This is a genomic window from Citrobacter sp. Cb023, assembly GCF_030336805.1.
Classification (GTDB): Bacteria; Pseudomonadota; Gammaproteobacteria; order Enterobacterales; family Enterobacteriaceae; genus Citrobacter; species Citrobacter braakii.
Genome location: NZ_JAOWCV010000038.1, coordinates 451,680 through 468,769, shown reverse-complemented (window position 1 = coordinate 468,769; position 17,090 = coordinate 451,680). Strand labels below are relative to the sequence as shown.

Here is a 17,090-nt window from a genome sequence, read left to right as displayed (position 1 = left end):
GTAGATTTACAAAATGCCAACCGTTACTGACGAAAAGCCGAGGTGTTTTTTTAAGACGCAAGAATCCGCTAGCAGAGATAAAAAAACAGGACCGAAGTCCTGTTTTTTAGGCATTTAACAAAGAGGTCTGCTATTAGAACTGGTAAACGATACCCACTGCAACGGTGTCGTCAGAGCCTACGCCCAGTTTGTTGTCAGAATCGATCTGGTTGATGATGTAATCAACATAGGTGGACATGTTTTTGTTGAAGTAGTAAGTCGCACCCACTTCGAAGTAGTTCACCAGATCTACGTCGCCGATTCCTTCGATGTCCTTACCTTTAGATTTGGTATAGGCGAGGGACGGACGCAGGCCGAAGTCGAACTGGTACTGAGCAACCAACAGGACGTCTTCAGTTTTGTTAGCATAACCGTTAGCGATACGGGTTGCGTTACGGGTTTCGCTGTAGTTCGCCGCCAGGTAGATGTTGTTAGCATCGTATTTCAAGCCGGTCGCCCACTGCTCAGCTTTGTCGCCGTGGCCGCGCAGAAGTGGGTTTTGCTGGGCATCGGTACGATCAGCTGCACCATACGCACCTACGATACCAAAACCTTCGAATTCGTAGCTAACAGAGCCGCCAACGCCATCACCGTTAGAGCGACGAACGTCATCACGCTCGTTTTTGCCCAGGTACTGAACAGCGAAGTTCAGGCCTTCAACCAAACCGAAGAAGTTAGAGTTACGGTAAGTTGCGAGACCGCCGTTACGCTGGGAGAAGAACTGGTCGGAAGCAGCAGTGTCACCACCGAATTCTGGCAGCATATCGGTGTAACCCAGTGCATCGTAAACGACGCCGTAGTTACGACCGTAATCGAAGGAGCCTGCATCACCGAATTTCAGACCGGCAAACGCCAGACGGGTTTTGTTGCCATTCTGAGCATCATCACCGCCTTCAGAGTTATTGCCACTGAACTGGTATTCCCACTGGCCGTAACCGGTCAGTTGGTCGTTAATCTGAGTTTCCCCTTTGAAACCAAGACGGGCGTAAGTCTGATCGCCATTAGGTGCGTAGGCATTGTCACCGTTGTGCTTGGAAAAATAGTGCAGACCTACTGCTTTACCGTACAGGTCTACTTTGTTGCCATCTTTGTTATAGATTTCTGCAGCGTTAGCTGCCCCGGCTACCAGCAGAGCAGGGATAACCACTGCCAGAATATTGCGCTTCATCATTATTTATTACCCTCATCGGTTTTTATATGACACCTGCCACTGCCGCCAATAATTTCCGTCAATAAAAATTTACGGAACTATTGATGAGAGTTTGGTGTCTTTATGTGTCTGACAGGCATCTTTCCATTCAAACTATCGTTTCGCTACCGTCAAAGTGCTACAAATATAAAGATTTGGTTTCAAAAAGAAAAAATGTGTAACAAAATGTTATTTTTGTGCAACTTTGTGAACAACTTCAAATTTCAGATGTACGTGCGCTAAAAATCACCACTTCTATTTCTATTTATATGATTTTCTTATATTTAATTTAGATAAACTCCTTTTTTCTCTGTTCTGCCATAAAGTTCATGGTTTACAGATGGCTATTTCTAGACGTCTGGAATGCCGTGCAAATGGTCAGAAAATGTACTATTTAATCAGAAAATGCTAATCCACAATAAAAATGCTGATTATTTTTTGTTCAAATATGTTGCGGTGAAATATTACGTAACAGGAAGGGAGAAGGCGAAGGGTTGTGTTAAACGCGGGAGGGGGACCCCAAAACGTGAAGCGGTGACAAAAAAAGCCAGCAATGCTGGCTTTTGTATCAAAAATGCAGGGTTAGAACGTAGCGTTGCGCGGGGTACGCGGGAACGGAATAACGTCACGGACGTTCTGCACGCCGGTAACGTAAGCGATCAAACGCTCAAAGCCCAAACCGAAGCCGGAATGTGGAACGGTACCGTAGCGACGCAGGTCGCGATACCACCAGTAATCTTCTTTGTTCAGACCCATTTCCAGCATACGGGCATCCAGTACGTCCAGACGCTCTTCACGCTGAGAACCACCGATGATTTCACCGATTCCTGGAGCCAGGACGTCCATTGCTGCAACGGTTTTACCGTCTTCGTTAAGGCGCATATAAAACGCTTTGATATCTTTCGGGTAGTTTTTAACGACGACCGGCGCTTTAAAGTGCTCTTCAGCAAGGTAACGTTCGTGCTCAGAAGACAGATCCACACCCCAGTAAACCGGGTTTTCGAACTGTTTGCCGCATTTTTCCAGAATGCTTACCGCGTCGGTGTAATCCACCTGCGCGAAGTCAGCCTCAATGAAACGTTCCAGGCGTGAAATCGCGTCTTTGTCGACACGTTCGGCGAAGAATTTCATATCATCCGCACGCTCAGCCAGTACGGCTTTGAACGCGTACTTCAGCATCGCTTCAGCCAGGCCTGCAACATCGTTCAGGTCGGCGAAAGCCACTTCCGGTTCCAGCATCCAGAACTCTGCCAGGTGACGACTGGTATTAGAGTTTTCTGCACGGAACGTAGGGCCAAAGGTATAAATTTTGGACAGAGCACAGGCGTAGGTTTCGCCGTTCAGCTGACCGGAAACGGTCAGGAAAGCTTCTTTACCAAAGAAGTCTTTGTCGAAATCGACTTTTCCCTGATCGTTACGCGGCAGGTTTTCCAGATCCAGCGTAGACACGCGGAACATTTCACCGGCACCTTCCGTATCGGAAGCGGTGATCAGCGGAGTCGATACCCAAAAGAAACCCTGCTCGTGGAAGAAGCGATGCAGCGCTTGCGCCAGCGTATGACGTACTCGCGCGACAGCACCAATCATGTTGGTACGTGGACGCATGTGCGCCACTTCACGCAGATACTCAATGCTGTGACGCTTAGCCGCCATTGGATAGGTATCAGGATCTTCAACCCAGCCGGCTACTTCAACCTCAGTGGCCTGAATTTCAAAGCTCTGTCCTTGTCCAGGAGATGCAACGACTTTACCCGTTACGATAACTGAACAACCCGTCGTCAGGCGCAGTACGTCCTGATTGTAATTGGGCAGAGAATTATTGATGACGGCCTGTACAGGATCAAAGCAGGAACCGTCATAAACGGCGAGGAAGGAGATGCCAGCTTTTGAATCTCGGCGGGTACGCACCCATCCGCGCACGGTGACTTCGCTGTCAACGGCTACGCGGCCCTGGAGTACGTCGGCTACAGGCACAACGCTCATAATATTCTCTCTGTTAATAGTCGGATATATAAACACATGTCCACCCGTAATGGGGGGATACCTATGTTACCTGGCATCTGCAATCAGACAAGCAGAATTCGTAGCTGGAGTGAAAGATTTCGGAAATTAGCGTGAAAAGGGAGCCAAACTGGCTCCCTGGAAGGTTTAACTGGCTTTTTTAATATGCGGCAAATCGAAGGCTTTGCGTAGCGCGCGCACGAACGCTTTATCGTGGCAGATGGTTTTACCCGGGCTATCAGATAACTTCGCCACAGGTTTGCCGTTACATTCCACCAGCTTGATTACAATATTGAGCGGCTTAACCTGGGGAATATTACAGGTTAAACGTGTGCCAATACCAAAACTCAACTGCACACGAGAAGAGAAGTGGCGGTAGAGCTCAATCGCTTTTTTCAAATCGAGGTTATCTGAAAACACCAGCGTTTTGCTCAGCGGATCAATGCCCAGTTTTTGATAATGGGCGATGGCTTTTTCACCCCATTCCACCGGGTCGCCTGAGTCATGGCGTAAACCCTGATAGCGGGTTGCAAACTCGACGCCAAAGTCGCGTAAAAACGCATCCATGGTGATGCAATCGGTCAGCGCAATGCCGAGTTGGTCAGGGTATTCATTTAACCAGGCGGCCAGGGCAACGCGCTGGCTGGTGGCAAGCTCAGGGCTGATTTGCTGATGAGCCTGGAACCACTCATGCGCCTGCGTGCCCATTGGGGTTAATGACAGGCGGCGGGCCAGATCGTAGTTACTGGTGCCGACAAACCAGGGCTCTCGCTGCAGGCGTTTAACAATAGCCTGCTGTACTTCACGTGAAAAACGACGACGCGTACCGAAATCCATCAGATGGAAGCGGGACATATCGACATCTTTCGTTAAAGCAGAGAATTCTACTAGTTTGCTTTCCAGCTCATCGAGTGCCTGCGGGACGCCTGATTCGGGCGAACGGTAACGGTGTACCATCTCGCTGATAACCGCTAGCAGCGGGACTTCCCACATGATCACTTCACGCCACGGCCCGGTTAAGCGGATGTTCAGCTTACCGTTATCATTGGTGACGCAAACCTGTTCCGGGTTATAGCGGAAATCACGTAACCAGGTGAGGTAATCAGCTTTAAAGAAAGGCAGGCCGGAGAGCCACTGGTACTCGTCCTCCTGCAGTCGCAGGTGTTGCATAGCATTCACCTGCTCACGAATAGAACCGGCATAAATACCGAGCAGGTCATCGCCACGGCAACGAAATTCAGCCGCTACTTGTACATCATAGTAGTGGTGAAAAACGGCTTGCTGCATATGCAACTTATAAGCGTCTGTATCCAGCAGCGAGTGCAGAACAGGAGAAGCGAATTGTGTCATAGGTGCGCAGTAGCATCCTCTCACGGGAGCGTTTAGTACAATAAACAACTAAGAAAACCGCTGGAGTATACCTTGTTTAGCGATTTATTGAACCCCGATCACACCATAAGCTGTCTTTCTGGTCGAGGGCAATTCGTGCCGCGTGTTATAAAAATGTAGCAAAAAGGGTGTTTGTGCCTGAAAAGATGAACATTCTGCGTAGCGCGATTTACGCAACAGGAATAGACTGAAGCCGAGACTCTACCAAAGATGCTAAAGGTTTTTTATGACACAACAGCCACAAGCCAAATACCGTCACGACTATCGTGCGCCGGATTACCAGATTACTGATATTGACTTGACCTTTGACCTGGATGCTGAAAAAACCGTGGTCACCGCCGTGAGCCAGGCAGTCCGTCATGGCGCGTCCGATGCGCCCCTGCGCCTGAATGGCGAAGATCTGACCCTGGTGTCGATCCACGTGAACGACGAACCGTGGGCAGAGTATAAAGAAGAAGAGGGCGCTCTGGTCATCAGTCAACTGCCGGAACGTTTTACGCTGCGTATCGTGAATGAAATTAGCCCGGCGGCCAATACCGCGCTGGAAGGACTGTACAAGTCCGGCGACGCGCTGTGCACCCAGTGTGAAGCGGAAGGGTTCCGCCATATTACCTGGTATCTCGACAGGCCGGATGTCCTGGCGCGTTTTACCACCAAAATTATCGCCGATAAAACCCAATATCCGTTCCTGCTCTCCAACGGTAACCGCGTGGCGCAGGGGGAACTGGAAAATGGTCGTCACTGGGTACAGTGGCAGGATCCGTTCCCGAAACCGTGTTATCTGTTTGCGCTGGTAGCCGGTGATTTCGACGTCCTGCGCGACACCTTTACCACCCGTTCCGGGCGTGAAGTGGCGCTGGAACTGTACGTCGATCGCGGCAACCTGGACCGCGCGCCGTGGGCGATGACCTCGCTGAAAAACTCCATGAAATGGGATGAAGAACGCTTTGGCCTCGAATATGACCTCGACATTTATATGATTGTCGCGGTCGATTTCTTCAACATGGGGGCGATGGAGAATAAAGGTCTGAACATCTTTAACTCCAAATATGTGCTGGCACGTACCGATACCGCCACCGACAAAGACTACCTCGATATTGAGCGCGTCATCGGTCACGAATATTTCCACAACTGGACCGGCAACCGCGTGACCTGTCGCGACTGGTTCCAGTTGAGCCTGAAAGAGGGGCTAACCGTGTTCCGCGATCAGGAGTTCAGTTCCGATCTCGGCTCACGCGCGGTAAACAGGATCAGCAATGTGCGCACCATGCGCGGCCTGCAGTTTGCCGAAGATGCCAGCCCAATGGCGCATCCTATCCGTCCGGATATGGTTATTGAAATGAATAACTTCTATACCCTGACCGTGTACGAAAAGGGCGCTGAAGTTATTCGTATGATCCACACCCTGCTCGGTGAGGCTAACTTCCAGAAAGGGATGCAGTTGTACTTTGAGCGTCATGACGGCAGCGCTGCAACCTGTGATGATTTCGTGCAGGCGATGGAAGATGCGTCCAACGTCGATCTTTCGCATTTCCGCCGCTGGTACAGTCAGTCCGGTACGCCGATTCTGACCGTGCGTGATGACTACAATCCATCCACTGAGCAGTACACGCTGACTATCAGCCAGCGCACGCCGGCCACGCCGGATCAGGCCGAAAAACAGCCGCTGCATATTCCTTTCGCCCTCGAGTTGTATGACAACGAAGGGAAAGTGATCCCGCTGCAAAAAGGCGGGCACCCGGTGAATTCCGTACTCAATGTCACCCAGGCTGAGCAGACGTTTGTCTTTGATAATGTCTACTTCCAGCCGGTTCCGGCACTGCTGTGCGAATTTTCCGCACCGGTAAAACTGGAATACAAATGGAGCGATCAGCAGCTGACTTTCTTGATGCGTCATGCGCGTAACGATTTCTCTCGTTGGGACGCGGCGCAAAGCTTGCTGGCGACCTATATTAAGCTCAACGTAGCCCGCCATCAGCAGGGACAGCCGCTGTCCCTGCCGGTACACGTGGCCGATGCATTCCGGGCGATTTTGCTGGATGAGAAAATCGATCCGGCACTGGCGGCAGAGATTCTGACGCTGCCTTCGGTGAATGAAATTGCTGAACTGTTCGACATCATCGATCCGGTGGCGATAACGGAAGTACGTGAAGCGTTAACTCGCACGCTGGCAGCCGAACTGGCGGATGAATTCCTCGCCATCTATAACGCTAATCATCTTGATGAGTACCGCGTTGAGCATGCCGATATTGGCAAGCGTACGCTACGTAATGCCTGCCTGCGTTTCCTAGCCTTTGGTGAAACCCATCTGGCCGACACGCTGGTCAGCAAGCAGTACCGTGAAGCAAACAATATGACCGATGCGCTGGCGGCGCTGTCCGCGGCAGTCGCGGCGCAACTGCCTTGCCGCGACACGCTAATGCAGGAGTATGACGATAAGTGGCATCATGACGGTCTGGTGATGGACAAATGGTTTATCCTGCAATCCACCAGCCCGGCGAGAAACGTGCTGGAAACGGTACGTGGCTTACTGAAGCACCGTTCCTTCAGTATGAGTAACCCGAACCGAATCCGATCTCTGATTGGCGCCTTTGCGGGCAGCAACCCGGCGGCATTCCATGCGGAAGATGGCAGCGGCTATCAGTTCCTGGTCGACATGCTGACTGAACTCAATAGCCGTAACCCGCAGGTGGCGTCACGTCTGATTGAGCCGCTGATTCGCTTAAAACGTTATGATGCAAAACGTCAGACGCAGATGCGCGCGGCGCTGGAACAGCTGAAAGGTCTGGAGAATCTCTCCGGGGATCTGTTCGAGAAGGTAACCAAAGCGTTAGCCTGAAACGTTGACCTGTCGTTTTGTAAGCCGGATTAGGCGGTAACGCCGCTATCCGGCAAAAGGCCCGGTGGCGCTTGCGCTTACTGGGCCTGATTTTTCTGAATGCTTATCCATGCCGGCGGATCGGCTGTTCCGTTTCGCTACGCTGCATTACCCGGTTCAACACTTCTGCTTCCAGCTCTGCCAGACGCACCGAACCAATCCGGCGTGGTCGCGCAATATCCACCGTTAAATCCAGTCCGATTTTTCCATCTTCAATAAGCAACACGCGATCGGCCATTGCCACCGCTTCACTGACGTCATGGGTGACCAGCAGTACGGTAAAGCCGTGCTCTTGCCATAAAGAGACAATCAGCTCCTGCATTTCAATGCGGGTTAAGGCATCCAGCGCACCGAGCGGTTCATCCAGCAGCAGCAGACCGGGACGATGAATTAATGCCCGCGCCAGGGCCACGCGCTGTTTTTGTCCACCGGACAGGGCAGCAGGCCATTCCTGAGCACGATTCTCCAGCCCAACTGCGGCCAGCGCGTCCCGGGCCGCATCGCGCCAGTGACCTTTCAGACCCAGACCCACATTATCGATAACCGTCTTCCAGGGCAGCAGACGCGCATCCTGAAACATCATTCGCGTATCCTCCTGAATTTCTGCCAGCGGGGTGGTTCCGGCAAGTAATGCACCTGAGGTGGGAGACTCCAGCCCAGCCAGCAGACGCAGCAGAGTGCTTTTACCTCCTCCGCTGCGGCCAACCACGGCAACAAACTGTCCGGCCTGAATGTGCAAATCTAACTGATTGAGCACCGTATTGGCGGCGTATTGTTTCGTCACGGCACTCAGTAAAAGCGGCGTGCCTTGGTTCAGGCGAGCGGTATTCATACGGAAGCCTCCTTTACATGGTAAGCCGGGTTCCAGCGCAGCCAGATCCGCTCCAGCCATTGGGCGCTGACGTCGGCAAGTTTGCCGAGCAGGGCGTAGAGAATAATGGCCACCACGACCACATCGGTTTGCAGAAATTCGCGGGCGTTCATTGCCAGGTAACCAATGCCGGCATTGGCTGAAATGGTTTCCGCGACAATAAGCGTCAACCACATCAGCCCGAGAGCAAAACGCACGCCAACCATAATCGAGGGCAGGGCGCCGGGGAGGATCACATGAATAAATAGTGAAAAACCAGACAGCCCATAGCTGCGAGCCATCTCTACCAGACCGCGATCGATATTGCGGATCCCATGCCAGGTGTTGATGTAAATCGGAAAAAGCGTGCCCAGCGCGACGAGAAAGATCTTGGCGGATTCATCAATGCCGAACCACAAAATCACCAGTGGGATCAGCGCCAGATGCGGCACGTTACGCAGCATCTGCACCGAAGTATCCAGCAGGCGTTCTCCCCACCGCGAAAGACCGCTAATCAGTCCCAGCGTCAGGCCAATCGATCCGCCGATGGAGAAGCCTACCAGCGCGCGCCAGGAGCTGATCGCCAGATGCTGCCAAAGCTCGCCGCTGGCGGAAAGCGTCCAGAAGGCTTCGACAACGCCCTCCGGAGAGGGCAGGATGCGGGTGGACAACCAGCCCATTGATGATGCGAGCTGCCAGAGCGCGACCAACCCAACCGGTAAAAACCAGGGCGCGAGGCGCAGTAACCACCTGTTTTTCGGCGTTGCCATCAGCAGGCTCCTTAGCTTTGCGCGATTTTGCGTGGGATAAATTCGTTTGCTACCGCTTCGCCTTGTTGATGCTGGCGCTGCGGCTGCGGAATTTCTGGTATAGCGACATCCAGATGTGGGAACAGCAGCTCGCCAACCTTGTATGCCTCTTCCAGATGTGGATACCCGGACAAGACAAAACTGTCGATTCCCAGTGCGGCATACTCGTTGATACGCGCCGCGACCGTCGGACCATCTCCGACCAGCGCGGTACCCGCGCCACCGCGCACCAGTCCTACTCCTGCCCACAAGTTCGGGCTGATTTCCAGTTTGTCGCGTTTACCGTTGTGCAGTGCAGCCATTCGCTGCTGACCAACCGAATCCGTTCTTGAGAAGGCGGCCTGGGCTTTGGCAATGGTGTCGTCATCCAGATGGGCTATCAGACGATCCGCTGCCTGCCACGCCTCTTGCGTTGTCTCCCGGACGATCACATGCAGACGAATACCAAAGCGGATCTTGCGCCCGAGCGCCGCCGCTTTGGCCCGCACCTGTTCAATCTTCTCTTTCACCTGTTCAGGCGGCTCGCCCCAGGTCAGATAGAGATCAACCTGCTCGGCAGCAAGATCTTGTGCAACATCAGACGAACCGCCGAAATAAAGCGGTGGCCGGGGTTGTTGTACAGGAGGGAAAAACAGTTTCGCCCCGCGGACATGAATGTGTTTGCCGTTGAAATCCACGGTTTCACCTTGCAGCAAACGCCGCCAGACCTGAGTGAATTCAGCAGAGGCTTCATAGCGCTCGGTGTGATCAAGGAACACGCCGTCACCCGCCAGCTCTTGTGGATCGCTGCCGGTTACCAGGTTGAACAACGCCCGGCCGTTAGAGAGTCTGTCGAGCGTCGCAGCCTGGCGGGCGGCGACCGTCGGCGAGGTTACGCTTGGACGAAGCGCGACCAGAAACTTTAATCGCTGGGTGACCGGGATCATCGACGCGGCGACCAGCCAGGCATCTTCACAGGAGCGACCGGTTGGGATCAGAACGCCGGTAAATCCCAGGCGATCGGCTGTTTGCGCAATTTGTTGCAAATAACCGTGATCGACCGGGCGCGAACCTTCTTCCGTTCCCAGATAATGACCGTCACCGTGGGTGGGTAAAAACCAGAACATGTTCAGACTCATAATTTTTCTCCTGCCTGCTGAGTGGGTTGCCAGATACGCTGGCGAATATCGATTTTTTTCGGCACCAGACGGTTGTCATAAAACAGATCGGCGGTTTGTTGTTGTAGGGCGGCAACAGAGGCGCTGACGGGCGTAATGGTGGTTGGCGGACGGTGATCCAGATAAGACGCAATTACCGGCTCGGGCAGGCCCATGGTTTTAGCCAGCAGAGTAATGCTTTGCTGGCGTTGGCTGAGAGTTAACGCATCCGCCTGGCTAAAGGTATCCAGTACGCCAAGAACAAAAGCGCTATTTTTTTCGGCATAAGGACGTGCAGCGAGATAAAACGAACCGGTCTGCTTGAGGTCTGAGCCGTCTTTCAGCACGCGCACATCACCTTGCAGTAATGCGGCCGAATAGTAAGGATCCCAGATAGCCCACGCATCGACGTTTCCTTGCTGGAAGGCCGCTCGCGCATCGGCGGGGGTCAGATAAGTCGGTTGAATATCGGTAAATTTCAACCCTGCCTGTTGCAGCGCCCGGAGCAGTAAATTGTGGGCGCTGGAACCTTTCTGGAAGGCGACTTTATGCCCTTTGAGCTGCGCAACGCTCTGGATCGGGCTATTTTTCGGCACCAGAATCACTTCGGCTTTCGGTTTGGGTGGTTCGACGCCCACATAAACCAGATCGGCTCCGGCGGCCTGGGCGAAAATTGGCGGAATGTCACCGGTACTGCCGAGATCGATACTGCCGATATTGAGTGCTTCCAACATTTGCGGTCCAGCCGGGAACTCAATCCACGAGATTTTGGTCTGTGGGTAGCGTTTCTCCAGTAGCTGATGACTTTTCGCCAGCACCATACTGACGCTTCCTTTCTGGTAGCCAATGCGCAGAGCATCCGGAGCCGATTCTGCGGCATGCACCAAGGATGACAGTGACAGCAGCCCGGTAAATGCCAGCCATGGGGTGTGACGCTTGAGCAGATTAAGCATGGGCGGCACCTCGCAGGGCATTCAGTTGCGGGAGTTGGAGATCGCGACGATGCAACGCCAGCCAGAAAGTGTCGAGCGCACTGTCCAGGCGCTGCTGCAGGTTGGGCGTAAACTGCGGTTTATGCTGATAATCGATGACCTGCGAATCATCGGCAAACACGCCGTGCAGGATCTCCTGAGCCTTTAACGCGCTCAGCACCGGTTTCAGCGCGTAATCGACGGCCAGTAAATGCGCCACACTGCCGCCAGTCGCCAGCGGCAAAACCACTTTTCCTTCCAGCGCCCGCTCGGGGAGCAGATCGAGCAGCGTTTTCAGTGCGCCAGAGTAAGCGGCTTTGTAGACCGGCGTTGCGACAATCAGCCCGTCAGCATCCTGCAGTTGTTCGATAAATGTTTTCAGCGCCGGACTGTCAAAACGGGCATAGATCAGGTCTTCCGGGGCAAAGTTGTGCAGGTTCCAGTGAAAGACTTCGACATCCTGGCCGTTCAATTTTTCTCGGGCATATTCCAGCAACGCGCTGGAGCGAGAGGGAAAGCGTGGGCTTCCCGCCAGAGTGATGACGCGCATAATTTTATTCTCCCCTTATAACCAATTGTTTGCTTTTGATTAACATTGATAACAATTTGTGCAGTCTGGCAGAGAGACTTTGTTTATCGAAATGATTTATACGGGATAGAAAAGTTGAAAAATGAATAAAAAGGAGGAAGCAGGAAAACGATTGCTATTTATTGCCGCAGGTCAATTCCCTTTTTGCTCGCGATCGCACATAATACGCCCCCGGTTTGCACACCGGGAATCCAGGAGAGTTCATGTACTACCCCTTCGTTCGTAAAGCCCTTTTCCAGCTCGATCCAGAGCGCGCTCATGAATTGACATTCCAGCAATTACGTCGCATTACCGGCACGCCGCTCGAAGCGCTTGTCCGCCAGAAAGTACCCGCAAAACCGGTTACCTGTATGGGGCTGACGTTTAAAAATCCACTCGGGCTTGCTGCCGGACTGGATAAAGACGGGGAGTGCATTGATGCGCTCGGCGCGATGGGATTTGGTTCCATTGAGATTGGTACCGTGACGCCGCGTCCTCAGCCGGGTAATGATAAACCACGTCTGTTTCGTCTGGTCGATGCAGAAGGTTTGATCAACCGCATGGGGTTTAATAACCTGGGGGTTGATAACCTGGTTGAGAACGTCAAAAAATCGCATTTTGACGGTATTCTGGGGATTAATATTGGTAAGAATAAAGATACTCCGGTAGAGAACGGCAAAGATGACTATCTGATTTGTATGGAAAAAGTCTATGCTTATGCTGGTTATATCGCGATTAATATCTCTTCACCGAATACGCCGGGATTACGTACGCTGCAATATGGTGAGGCGCTGGATGATCTTCTGACGGCAATTAAAAATAAGCAAAATGATCTGCAAGCGATCCACCATAAATATGTTCCAGTGGCGGTTAAGATCGCACCGGATCTTTCTGTGGAAGAACTGGTCCAGGTTGCTGACAGTTTAGTTCGTCATAATATTGATGGCGTAATTGCGACTAACACCACTCTCGATCGTTCTCTCGTTCAGGGAATGAAAAATTGCGATCAAATGGGCGGCCTCAGCGGTCGACCGTTACAATTAAAAAGTACAGAAATTATTCGCCAGTTGTCTCAGGAATTAAAAGGTCAGCTGCCGATTATTGGGGTTGGTGGTATCGACTCAGTAATCGCCGCGCGTGAGAAAATAGCTGCCGGTGCTTCTCTGGTACAGATTTATTCGGGCTTTATTTTTAAAGGCCCACCGTTGATTAAAGAAATCGTCACCAATATCTGAATGCTACCTTAATCACAATCCAGGGCTTTATTTCTGGCCCTGGTTGTTTTATATTCCTTTACTGTTGCTTATTTAAACATTCTGAGCTTTTATTATTAAGGCAATAAACGAAGCGGCAAAAGGATACTGTCGTAATGGTGATGATTAAGGAAAGGAGAGAAACTGATGCGAATTAAACCCGACGATAACTGGCGCTGGTATTATGATGAAGAGCACGATCGTATGATGCTCGATTTAGCCAATGGCATGTTATTCCGTTCGCGTTTTGCTCGTAAAATGCTCACTCCGGATGCATTTTCTCCGTCGGGTTTTTGTGTTGATGACGCCGCGCTTTATTTTTCCTTTGAAGAAAAATGTCGCTACCTGGATTTAGCCAAAGAGCAAAAGGCGGAACTGGTGCTTAATGCGCTGGTAGCGATTCGTTACCTTAAACCGCAAATGCCAAAAAGCTGGCACTTTGTCGCACACGGTATTAACTGGTCGCCAGTCGTGGGGGATGCTGCTTGTGTGGATTTAAGCGATACGGATGAACAGGTAAACCTGTTAGTGGTTGAACCGGGTGAAAATGCCGCGCTTTGTCTGCTTGCACAACCTGGTGTGGTTATTGCCGGGCGAACAATGCAACTTGGCGACGCGATTAAAATAATGAATGACCGACTGAAACCGCAGGTTATTGCCGACAGTTTCAGCCTTGAACAGGCGGTTTAACTCTCCAGCCTGATTGTCGTTTTGGGAACGCAACTGCAGCACAGAATCGTCCCGTCATCCCCAATCGCTGATTTTTTCAGCGGACTAACTTCGCCTTCCAACAGTCGAATTCGACAGCATCCGCAAATTCCTGCCCGGCATGAATAGGGCACTCTGATACCCTGGTTTTCCAGCTGTTCAAGCAATACCTGCTGATTATTTCCGCGAAAGGTCTGTCCCTGCCAGTCAATAAGTACCGTGGCATCGGGTTGTTGTTCCAGTGCGGTATCATCTGGCTCCGCCGCACCGTAAGCTCTGGCGGGACCGGTTGCCAAAATTTCTACCTCATCGCCGACGCGAATAACGCCACTGTTGCGTGCGATAAGATTCTGGCCGAAATCAACGTCGCCGTTATCCACCGCTGTCCGGAAGGTTTGCAGCGTGGCGAGCGGCTCGCCAGACGGATGTTTCTGGCCTTTTTCTGGGCTAACGGTAGTGAAAATGCAGCGGCTACAGGGTTTTGCCACATCAAAAATGACGTCGCCAATGCGAATCACTTTCCAGGTGTCTTCTGCCCAGGCGTCAGCCCCCGAAACCACCAGATTGGGGCGAAACTGTTCCATTTTGACGCCTGCCGGACAGCGCTGTTGCACATCGCGCAGAGATGCTTCGTTGGCCAGCAGGTAGGGATAACCATCGGCAAAGGACAAAGGAACATCAGCGTGGCGCTTCACCCGGCGTGTCAGTTGCGGACCCACCCAGCGCAACTGCACGTCACGGGAGAAAAAGCCGCTCAGCCACAGGTTGATAGCCGCTGGCGCAATACGCGCGGTAAAATGATTTCCCCACACTTCAGTCGGCGCATCCTGGGTGGCGAAGTCTGCGAATCGCACGAGCGCGCTGCTGCCGTCTGGAGCCGTGAGATGAAGTCCATCGTGGAAAGGGGAAGGGGTAAAGCGGACCATTTGCGGGAACTGTCGGGCGGTAATGAACGTCCCGTCGGGTTCGGTAATCATAAATATACGATCCAGGGCGAGACCGCTCACGTCTGCCAGGGCGTGCGTGAGTCCAATTCCACGCATTGATTTAACCGGATGAATAAAAAGTCGGGTCAACGTTACCACTGCACAGCCCCTTGAACGAAAATAAGCCTTCAACTTTATGACATACAGCCCATATTAGCTATAATGCGCAGCAATTTTCTAGGAGTAAAAGTGACATTATGAATTCTCTGTTTGCCAGTACGGCCCGCGGGCTGGAAGAGCTGTTAAAAACTGAACTGGAAAACCTCGGCGCGCTGGAGTGTCAGGTCGTTCAGGGTGGGGTCCATTTTAAGGGCGACACGCGGCTTGTTTACCAGAGCCTGATGTGGAGCCGCCTGGCCTCGCGCATTATCCTGCCGATGGGAGAGTGCAAGGTCTACAGCGATCTTGATCTGTACCTCGGCGTTCAGGCAATCGACTGGACAGAGATATTTAATCCTGGTGCTACGTTTGCCGTCCATTTTAGCGGCCTGAACGAGACCATTCGTAACAGCCAGTACGGCGCGCTGAAGGTCAAGGATGCGATTGTCGATGCCTTTACCCGCAAAAATCTGTCGCGTCCGAATGTGGATCGTGAATCTCCGGATCTGCGAATCAATGTCTGGTTGAACAAAGATACCGCCAGCATTGCGCTCGATCTGAGCGGTGACGGTTTGCATCAGCGCGGTTATCGCGATCGCGCGGGTCAGGCGCCGATTAAAGAGACGCTGGCCGCCGCTATTGTTATGCGTTCTGGCTGGCAGCCGGGCACACCGTTACTCGATCCGATGTGCGGCTCCGGCACGCTGCTGATTGAAGCGGCGATGTGGGCAACCGATCGCGCGCCGGGCCTGCATCGCGGGTACTGGGGCTTTAGCGGTTGGGCACAGCACGATGAAGCCGTCTGGCAAGAGGTTAAAGCCGAAGCTCAGGTGCGTGCGCGTAAGGGGCTTGCTGACTATACTTCGCACTTCTATGGCTCCGACAGCGATGCGCGCGTGATTGAAAAAGCGCGTAGTAACGCCCGCCGCGCAGGTATTGCCGATCTGATGACATTTGACGTTAAAGATGTCGCCAAACTGAGTAATCCACTGCCGAAGGGACCGTATGGTACGGTGATCAGTAACCCGCCCTACGGCGAACGTCTGGATAGCGAACCGGCGCTGATTGCCCTGCATAGCTTGCTGGGCCGTACGATGAAAAACCAGTTTGGCGGCTGGAACTTGTCGCTGTTCAGTGCCTCTCCGGATTTGCTCAGCAGCCTGCAATTGCGTGCTGATAAGCAGTTCAAAGCGAAAAACGGTCCGCTGGATTGCGTACAGAAAAACTATCACGTTGCAGAGACCACTGCGGACAGCAAGCCAGCCACGGTCGCGGAAGATTATGCCAACCGCCTGCGCAAGAATATCAAGAAGCTGGAAAAATGGGCGCGTCAGGAAGGAATTGAATGCTATCGCCTGTATGATGCTGACCTGCCGGAATACAACGTTGCAGTGGACCGTTACGGTGAGTGGGTCGTGGTTCAGGAATACGCTCCGCCGAAGACGGTCGATGCGCAAAAAGCACGTCAACGTCTGTTCGATATCATTGCCGCAACGCTGTCGGTCCTGGAAATCGCGCCAAATAAACTGGTGCTGAAAACCCGTGAGCGCCAGAAAGGGAAGAACCAGTATCAGAAGATGAATGAGAAGGGTGAATTCATTGAGGTAAGCGAGTACAACGCGCGCCTGTGGGTCAACCTGACAGACTATCTTGATACCGGTTTGTTCCTCGATCACCGTATTGCGCGCCGCATGCTGGGCCAGATGAGTAAAGGTAAGGATTTCCTTAACCTGTTCTCCTACACCGGCAGTGCCAGCGTTCATGCCGGACTGGGCGGTGCGCGTAGCACCACGACGGTTGATATGTCGCGTACCTACCTGGAGTGGGCTGAGCGTAACCTGCGGCTGAACGGCCTGAGTGGTCGCGCTCACCGTTTAATTCAAGCCGATTGCCTGGGCTGGCTGCGCGATGCCAATGAACAGTTTGATCTGATTTTCATCGATCCGCCGACGTTCTCTAACTCAAAACGTATGGAAGACTCTTTTGATGTACAGCGCGATCATCTGGCGCTGATGAAAGATCTGAAACGTCTGCTGCGTAAAGACGGTACGATCATGTTCTCCAACAACAAGCGTGGGTTCCGTATGGATCTCGACGGTCTGGCTGAACTGGGATTAAAAGCACAAGAAATCACCCAAAAAACGCTTTCCCAGGATTTTGCCCGTAACCGTCAGATCCACAATTGCTGGCTGATTACCGCAGCCTGAAAGGATA

13 protein-coding genes are annotated in these 17,090 nt (G+C 52.5%); 4 read left to right on the top strand and 9 right to left on the bottom strand.

All coding sequences use genetic code 11. The features are described 5' to 3' along the window. Positions 1-133: 133 nt before the first annotated feature. The 3 genes from ompF to pncB form a co-directional block, all read right to left on the bottom strand. Positions 134-1,210: a porin OmpF gene (ompF, locus tag OGW44_RS16085; RefSeq protein ID WP_016156126.1), complete on the bottom strand. Its 1,077-nt coding sequence runs from the start codon at positions 1,208-1,210 to the stop codon at positions 134-136. 600 nt (positions 1,211-1,810) lie between these two features. Beyond that, positions 1,811-3,211, bottom strand: coding sequence for an asparagine--tRNA ligase (asnS, locus tag OGW44_RS16080; RefSeq protein ID WP_016152464.1), 1,401 nt, complete (start codon positions 3,209-3,211; stop codon positions 1,811-1,813). A 165-nt stretch (positions 3,212-3,376) separates the two neighbouring features. Next, entirely contained in the window at positions 3,377-4,579 is a 1,203-nt protein-coding gene (gene pncB / locus OGW44_RS16075) for a nicotinate phosphoribosyltransferase (protein WP_185654328.1), read from the bottom strand. A 265-nt stretch (positions 4,580-4,844) separates the two neighbouring features. On the opposite strand from pncB, the gene pepN reads away from it, so the two are divergent. Then, on the top strand, positions 4,845-7,457 hold the full coding sequence (pepN, locus tag OGW44_RS16070; RefSeq protein ID WP_016152466.1) for an aminopeptidase N: 2,613 nt from the start codon (positions 4,845-4,847) through the stop codon (positions 7,455-7,457). A gap of 103 nt (positions 7,458-7,560) precedes the next feature. On the opposite strand, the gene ssuB is transcribed toward pepN, so the two are convergent. From ssuB to ssuE, 5 genes are read right to left on the bottom strand one after another with little or no spacing between them, the layout of a single operon-like run. Beyond that, positions 7,561-8,328 (bottom strand): aliphatic sulfonates ABC transporter ATP-binding protein, encoded by a 768-nt coding sequence (gene ssuB / locus OGW44_RS16065; RefSeq protein WP_185654329.1) that lies wholly within the window; start codon positions 8,326-8,328, stop codon positions 7,561-7,563. Next, positions 8,325-9,116: an aliphatic sulfonate ABC transporter permease SsuC gene (gene ssuC, locus OGW44_RS16060; RefSeq protein ID WP_016152468.1), complete on the bottom strand. Its 792-nt coding sequence runs from the start codon at positions 9,114-9,116 to the stop codon at positions 8,325-8,327. The genes ssuB and ssuC overlap by 4 nt, the downstream gene beginning before the upstream one ends. Before the next feature lie 11 nt (positions 9,117-9,127). Further along, entirely contained in the window at positions 9,128-10,273 is a 1,146-nt protein-coding gene (ssuD, locus tag OGW44_RS16055; RefSeq protein WP_016156131.1) for an FMNH2-dependent alkanesulfonate monooxygenase, read from the bottom strand. Beyond that, positions 10,270-11,244 carry a sulfonate ABC transporter substrate-binding protein gene (locus OGW44_RS16050; RefSeq protein WP_181635762.1) on the bottom strand — a complete coding sequence of 325 codons (975 nt, stop codon included), beginning with the start codon at positions 11,242-11,244 and terminating at the stop codon, positions 10,270-10,272. Before OGW44_RS16050 ends, ssuD begins: the two co-directional genes overlap by 4 nt. Continuing rightward, a complete protein-coding gene (gene ssuE / locus OGW44_RS16045) occupies positions 11,237-11,812 on the bottom strand; it encodes an NADPH-dependent FMN reductase (protein ID WP_016152471.1) in 576 nt (191 codons plus the stop codon). The genes OGW44_RS16050 and ssuE overlap by 8 nt, the downstream gene beginning before the upstream one ends. 242 nt (positions 11,813-12,054) lie before the next feature. Here ssuE and pyrD point away from each other — a divergent pair, with 242 nt between their 5' ends. Then, positions 12,055-13,065: a quinone-dependent dihydroorotate dehydrogenase gene (pyrD, locus tag OGW44_RS16040; RefSeq protein ID WP_149381061.1), complete on the top strand. Its 1,011-nt coding sequence runs from the start codon at positions 12,055-12,057 to the stop codon at positions 13,063-13,065. Between the two features lie 165 nt (positions 13,066-13,230). Next, complete coding sequence (gene zapC / locus OGW44_RS16035; RefSeq protein WP_016152473.1) at positions 13,231-13,773, top strand: cell division protein ZapC; 543 nt, start codon at positions 13,231-13,233, stop codon at positions 13,771-13,773. Here the strand turns inward: zapC and OGW44_RS16030 are convergent. Further along, a complete protein-coding gene (locus OGW44_RS16030) occupies positions 13,770-14,876 on the bottom strand; it encodes a YcbX family protein (RefSeq protein ID WP_149381059.1) in 1,107 nt (368 codons plus the stop codon). The two genes, zapC and OGW44_RS16030, sit on opposite strands and share 4 nt — an antisense overlap. 98 nt (positions 14,877-14,974) lie before the next feature. Here OGW44_RS16030 and rlmKL point away from each other — a divergent pair, with 98 nt between their 5' ends. Beyond that, the gene (rlmKL, locus tag OGW44_RS16025) at positions 14,975-17,083 is read left to right on the top strand and encodes a bifunctional 23S rRNA (guanine(2069)-N(7))-methyltransferase RlmK/23S rRNA (guanine(2445)-N(2))-methyltransferase RlmL (RefSeq protein ID WP_149381057.1); all 2,109 of its coding nucleotides are present in this window, start codon (positions 14,975-14,977) and stop codon (positions 17,081-17,083) included. Positions 17,084-17,090: the final 7 nt, after the last annotated feature.

What these genes read in the sequence shown, in the direction of transcription:
- ompF (WP_016156126.1), bottom strand. Translation starts at nt 1,210, where the DNA reads ATGATGAAGCGCAATATTCTGGCAGTGGTTATCCCTGCTCTGCTGGTA.
- asnS (WP_016152464.1), bottom strand. Translation starts at nt 3,211, where the DNA reads ATGAGCGTTGTGCCTGTAGCCGACGTACTCCAGGGCCGCGTAGCCGTT.
- pncB (WP_185654328.1), bottom strand. Translation starts at nt 4,579, where the DNA reads ATGACACAATTCGCTTCTCCTGTTCTGCACTCGCTGCTGGATACAGAC.
- pepN (WP_016152466.1), top strand. Translation starts at nt 4,845, where the DNA reads ATGACACAACAGCCACAAGCCAAATACCGTCACGACTATCGTGCGCCG.
- ssuB (WP_185654329.1), bottom strand. Translation starts at nt 8,328, where the DNA reads ATGAATACCGCTCGCCTGAACCAAGGCACGCCGCTTTTACTGAGTGCC.
- ssuC (WP_016152468.1), bottom strand. Translation starts at nt 9,116, where the DNA reads ATGGCAACGCCGAAAAACAGGTGGTTACTGCGCCTCGCGCCCTGGTTT.
- ssuD (WP_016156131.1), bottom strand. Translation starts at nt 10,273, where the DNA reads ATGAGTCTGAACATGTTCTGGTTTTTACCCACCCACGGTGACGGTCAT.
- OGW44_RS16050 (WP_181635762.1), bottom strand. Translation starts at nt 11,244, where the DNA reads ATGCTTAATCTGCTCAAGCGTCACACCCCATGGCTGGCATTTACCGGG.
- ssuE (WP_016152471.1), bottom strand. Translation starts at nt 11,812, where the DNA reads ATGCGCGTCATCACTCTGGCGGGAAGCCCACGCTTTCCCTCTCGCTCC.
- pyrD (WP_149381061.1), top strand. Translation starts at nt 12,055, where the DNA reads ATGTACTACCCCTTCGTTCGTAAAGCCCTTTTCCAGCTCGATCCAGAG.
- zapC (WP_016152473.1), top strand. Translation starts at nt 13,231, where the DNA reads ATGCGAATTAAACCCGACGATAACTGGCGCTGGTATTATGATGAAGAG.
- rlmKL (WP_149381057.1), top strand. Translation starts at nt 14,975, where the DNA reads ATGAATTCTCTGTTTGCCAGTACGGCCCGCGGGCTGGAAGAGCTGTTA.